The 4,791-nt window shown below is 40.8% G+C and carries 6 protein-coding genes; 2 read left to right on the top strand and 4 right to left on the bottom strand.

Features of this window, described 5'->3' with window-relative positions; translation table 11 throughout:
* A partial coding sequence (locus B0475_RS17190; RefSeq protein WP_456298907.1) for a hypothetical protein occupies nucleotides 1-407 on the top strand: 407 nt, incomplete at its 5' end.
* A 348-nt stretch (nucleotides 408-755) separates the two neighbouring features.
* Here B0475_RS17190 and B0475_RS17195 read toward each other — a convergent pair.
* Together B0475_RS17195 and B0475_RS17200 are read right to left on the bottom strand one after the other, a co-directional pair.
* Complete coding sequence (locus B0475_RS17195) at nucleotides 756-1,196, bottom strand: hypothetical protein (protein WP_077413115.1); 441 nt, start codon at nucleotides 1,194-1,196, stop codon at nucleotides 756-758.
* A complete protein-coding gene (locus B0475_RS17200) occupies nucleotides 1,189-2,733 on the bottom strand; it encodes an RHS repeat domain-containing protein (protein WP_077413116.1) in 1,545 nt (514 codons plus the stop codon). The genes B0475_RS17195 and B0475_RS17200 overlap by 8 nt, the downstream gene beginning before the upstream one ends.
* Before the next feature lie 349 nt (nucleotides 2,734-3,082).
* Between B0475_RS17200 and B0475_RS17205 the strand changes: the two genes are divergently transcribed.
* On the top strand, nucleotides 3,083-3,868 hold the full coding sequence (locus B0475_RS17205) for a transposase (protein ID WP_232781914.1): 786 nt from the start codon (nucleotides 3,083-3,085) through the stop codon (nucleotides 3,866-3,868).
* 241 nt (nucleotides 3,869-4,109) lie between these two features.
* Here the strand turns inward: B0475_RS17205 and B0475_RS17210 are convergent, their stop codons facing one another.
* Together B0475_RS17210 and B0475_RS17930 are read right to left on the bottom strand one after the other, a co-directional pair.
* Entirely contained in the window at nucleotides 4,110-4,562 is a 453-nt protein-coding gene (locus B0475_RS17210; RefSeq protein WP_157893050.1) for a hypothetical protein, read from the bottom strand.
* Between the two features lie 5 nt (nucleotides 4,563-4,567).
* On the bottom strand, nucleotides 4,568-4,791 hold a 224-nt coding region (locus B0475_RS17930), incomplete at its 5' end, for a hypothetical protein (RefSeq protein ID WP_232781915.1).

A 4,791-nucleotide genomic window follows, 5' to 3' on the forward strand; every position in this document is an offset into this window, starting at 1 on the left:
CGTGTATGGCTTACGTGGACCTCAACCCAATTCGAGCTGCCATGGCGAAGACCCCTGAGCAGTCTGAATACACCTCCATCCAGGAAAGAATCAAAAACAAAAACACCAGACTGATCGGTCTTGGTTATGACGTAAATGATCTTCCTTTTTCACTCTCAGGATACCTGGACCTCGTGGACTATTCTGGTAGAGCTATCCTTGAAAATAAGCGTGGTTATATTCCTGAAAGCCTACCGCCGATACTCGAACGATTGCAACTCAATCCAGACACTTGGCTGGATGAATTAACTGGCTTCAGATCAGTAGGTTTCTCCGCTGTAGGCACAGTTGATCAGCTTAAAAGTTTCTGCCAGAAAGTCGGCAAAAGATTTGCTGTAGGTCACCGTCTGAAACCAGCCCTGGAGTAGCTATCCACCCAACATAACCTGATTGCAGATTCTGTCTGCTACCGTCCAACTCATCTGAAATCAGGCCAATTCAGTTAAATTCATCAAAACCGAGCGTTCAGGCCTCACATTCTCCTTCCTGACCAATCAATACAACTATTTTCGACATATAAACCAGCTTAATTTCTTCAACTGGTTTATCTAGCTAATGCCTGTCCCAGTATTTCAAGCTCAATGACTCAAGCTGGTTCCTTTTGAAAGTGCCTGTCTCGGAATTTGTTCCCGCCCAATAAATTGGACAGGCGATACTGATCACCTGTCCCTGTATTTTGCCTGTGTTGTCGATTTGAGGCTACAAGTCCAGATTATTCAATTCTGATCAATAGTTAAGACTGGATCAATGTGACCTATAGTCAATTTTTCAAAATTGTCTTTCCCATAGTCGTTAATTTTTAAAAAAGTACCAGAAACATTGAATTGTTCACACTTCCCATGTTTTGAGCTGTAATCTAAAGTTTCATCCTTCGTGACGCTGAGTGAGATCGAGTTGACCAAAAATGACTCGGTGCATGAGCTTTTATCCGCAAATATACGCATTTCATATGCATAGCTTATGAATCCAGATACATATACAATTTTTTCATTATATTCATCTGGATTTGCAGCAAGAGCATACATAGATATTTGATACTTTCTATTTTCGTTGGTAAATCCTAACTCCTCTACTTCACCAATAATATCTTGAGCTCCAGATTTTGAAATAAAAAATGAAACCAACAATAACAAGACTCTTATTGTACTTTTAGTCATAAATGTTCCCTAAAAATAATCCGTAAACACCTGTGTCCTGAATTGGACCGCCTATGTTTTTCTCATGTTCTAATTTTTTCACGTCCTCTTTGTCTTTTATTCCATGAAGATCACTCAATTTTGTTGCTGATGTCCACGATAAGTCGCCATGTTTATTCAATAAAGTAAACGTTCCAGCTTGGCCTACAAAACTATATAGATCAGTAAGACTGAAACTTAAATTATCATCAAAGTGAGAGTGCCCCAATGAATTAGGGGTTAGTCCAATTTTATTGTTTTTATCAAACCTTCGTCTAATTTGCCAAGGTTTTTTAGAACTTTTAGATCCTTTCTTACCAACTCCTGGATATGTAAAACCCCATAAACCTGTGTTCTTGTTTTTAAACGCATACCAATTAACCTCTCGATTTGATTCTTGTGCTGCAGGCCCAAAGGTTTCCGCAGCAGCCATATTCGCCTCGGTAACTGAATTAAACCCCCATTGATAAGGTAGCCCTCCTTTTTTGTCCAACTCTGTTAAGTAGTCATCTGCAACTTCTGAACATGATCTCATTGGTGATAAACATTCATACGAAGGCTCAGGTTGTTCAGTAACATCACAAAGTGAAGGCTCAATGCAATTTGAAACTGTATTGTCCTCAGACAACAATATTTGTCCCATATTTTCAGAATCAAAGGTACTAAAATTCACACCAGAAGCAGGTGTTCTTGTGGTTGCTCTTCTTAATTCATTGTAAATTTTATTCTTAGTCGTACCTTCTTGTTTCGCTTTCTCTGCAACTTGCCTGTCAATTTCTATAATATTTGCGGCAACTTCCGTAAGGGCATTTGACATCGGCACATGTCCAGTCGGATCCGTATAACTCAAAGGATTATTGAACACATAGGCATATCGATTCAAAGAATCAACCACAGATCCAGGAGGAATGACGGTGTCAGCCTGCAACATCATGCCCAAATCCGGATCGTATAACCGGGCCTTGAAGTTAACCAAGCCCAGCTTGTCGATATGACTTTGCCCGGTGAATCCATAGTTGGTGATGCCATCAACCGGATTAAACGATAGTTTATAATCCGGGGAACCTAAACTGCGGCGTTTGCCAAACACATCGTATGACAAATTACGGGTCACATTGCCATTGAACAATTGGTTGGTGATGACCTGGGTGCTGCCCAAATGATCCTTATGTATATATTGGACATCAATATTTGAAAGGTTGTTGTGGGTGACAACCGAGTCGCCCAGGTACCTTTTCACCTTGATACTGTTGGCCATACCATCGGCCCAACCTTCATTGATGATTTCCACATTACCGATGTACCAGGTTAATGTGGTCTCACCATCTGTGGTGTCTTTGCGAATTATTTTTTCATTGTTGGCCCCATAGACAAACTCTACAGAGTGACCACCCTCACTGAGGTAACTGGCTTTATTGAATGGTGTGTATTCAATGACCCTGCCATCTGAAACGATTTGGTTGCCCACATCATCATACTGGAAAGATTTTTCAACTGAGTTGTTGGAGGCCAGATTCATGAACTCAACACCATGAATGTGTTCCGCATGATACTCATAATCATAGGTAACCCCAGCAGTGGTGACCTGACTGCGTCGTCCACCAATTGAATATCCAGGACAGGCACTCCCTCAGAAATATCATACGGCCACTTCAGACATTTGCCACAGCTAATTCCAGCTGAATTTCTGAAAATCATGGTTTTAAACGGAGAAAACCATGGGACTGGCAAGGAAACAACAGATTTGTATAGATGAAACACCCTACTACCATGTGGTAAGTCGATGCGTCCGCAGAGCTTTTTTGTGTGGTGATGACCATGCCTCTGGGAGGTCGTTCGAGCACCGAAGAAAGTGGGTCGTAGAACGCATGAAATACCTTTACAGATTATTCAGCATTGACATCTGCGCATATGCGGTGATGTCGAATCATTTTCATATTGTCTTGAAGGTTAATAACAACAAGGACTGGACAGATAAACGTGTACTCATAGCTTGGGGTGGCTTGTTTGATTTGCCAGGACCCTGTGAGCCCTACCTGAGGGGTGAGCACATAAGCAAACCTCAATTGGATTTCGTGATTCAAAAAGCGGATGTTTATCGCAAGAGACTGAGGTCTATCTCTTGGTTTATGAAAACGCTGAATGAGTACATCGCTCGCAGGGCAAATATTGAAGATGGCTGTACTGGTCACTTTTGGGAAAGCCGGTTTAAAAGCCAAGCCCTGCTAGACGAACGCGCGCTGCTAACCTGTATGGCCTACGTAGATCTCAACCCTATTCGAGCCGCTATGTGCAAAACTCCCGAGCAATCTGACTACACATCCATCCAGGAAAGAATTAAAGACAAAAACACTAGGCTTATAGGCTTTGGCCATGATGAAAAAGACCTGCCATTTTCACTGTCGGGTTACCTTGATCTGGTTGATTATTCTGGAAGGGCAATCCTGGAAACCAAACGCGGATACATTCCAGAAAACCTACCACCGATTCTCGACCGACTGAGCCTCGACCCAGACACCTGGCTCGATGAGCTTAAAGGCTTCAAATCAGTCGGATTCTCCGCTGTCGGCACAGTGGATCAGCTCAAAAGTTTCTGCCAGAAAGTCGGTAAAAGATTTGCTGTGGGCCACCGATTAAAACCAGTTCTGGAGTAGCTATCCACCCAACATAACCTGATTGCAGATTCTGTCTGCTACCGTCCAACTCATCTGAAATCAGGCCAATTCAGTTAAATTCATCAAAACCGAGCGTTCAGGTCTCACATTCACCTTCCTGACCAATCAATACAACTATTTTCGACATATAAACCAGCTTAATTTCTCCAACTGGTTTATCTAGCTAATGCCTGTCCCTGTATTTATCTCTCCTGTATTTCCGTGTCCCTGTATTTGTTTTTTATTTAATTGGTTCGTTATAAAACCTGCACTTATCTGACCACTCACTCATAGGGATTTCGAAATATATATCTAACATCTCATCATCTACCAAATTTTCTGGAAGACAAATAACTTGAACAGGCTTAAACCAATGCAGTAATTCTGGTTTTTCTGACACTCCTTCAACCTTCAAAACTATCTGTTTATATTTTTCAATAACAGTTCCATTACGTGCCTCTAAATAAACACTTATCCTATTTGGATATGAAACATCTTTGCCTTCAATTATTTCGACATTCCTTATTGATAATTTCCAGGTAGAAGGCCTGATTTTATTTTCATCAGAGTTGAACTCTACAAACTCGATTTTGTATGGTTCTCCAATTAACAGAAACGTATTAGAATCATTACTTTCTTTACTTTTAATTTCTATTGATACAAAAATTAAAAATATTACAAATAATCTTTTCATTCTTCCTACTCCCATTCTTTGTGTTTTTGTAACCTTTTCGCTCTTTTTCCATTTCGTTTAATTTGTCTGTAGTTTATATTTTCTTTATCTGCACCTGCTTCCCTAAAAAAAAAAGCGCGGACAGGCACTCCCTCAGAAATATCATACGGCCACTTCAGATATTTGCCACAGCTAATTACAGCTGAATCTCTGAAAATCATGGTTTTAAACGGAGAAAACCATGGGACTG

The sequence above is a fragment of the Marinicella sediminis genome, assembly GCF_002000055.1.
Taxonomy (GTDB): Bacteria; Pseudomonadota; Gammaproteobacteria; order Xanthomonadales; family Marinicellaceae; genus Marinicella; species Marinicella sediminis.

Bases quoted from the DNA above. Each gene is read 5' to 3' on its own strand.
- B0475_RS17195 (WP_077413115.1), bottom strand. From the start codon at position 1,196: ATGACTAAAAGTACAATAAGAGTCTTGTTATTGTTGGTTTCATTTTTT.
- B0475_RS17200 (WP_077413116.1), bottom strand. From the start codon at position 2,733: ATGAATCTGGCCTCCAACAACTCAGTTGAAAAATCTTTCCAGTATGAT.
- B0475_RS17205 (WP_232781914.1), top strand. From the start codon at position 3,083: ATGAAATACCTTTACAGATTATTCAGCATTGACATCTGCGCATATGCG.
- B0475_RS17210 (WP_157893050.1), bottom strand. From the start codon at position 4,562: ATGAAAAGATTATTTGTAATATTTTTAATTTTTGTATCAATAGAAATT.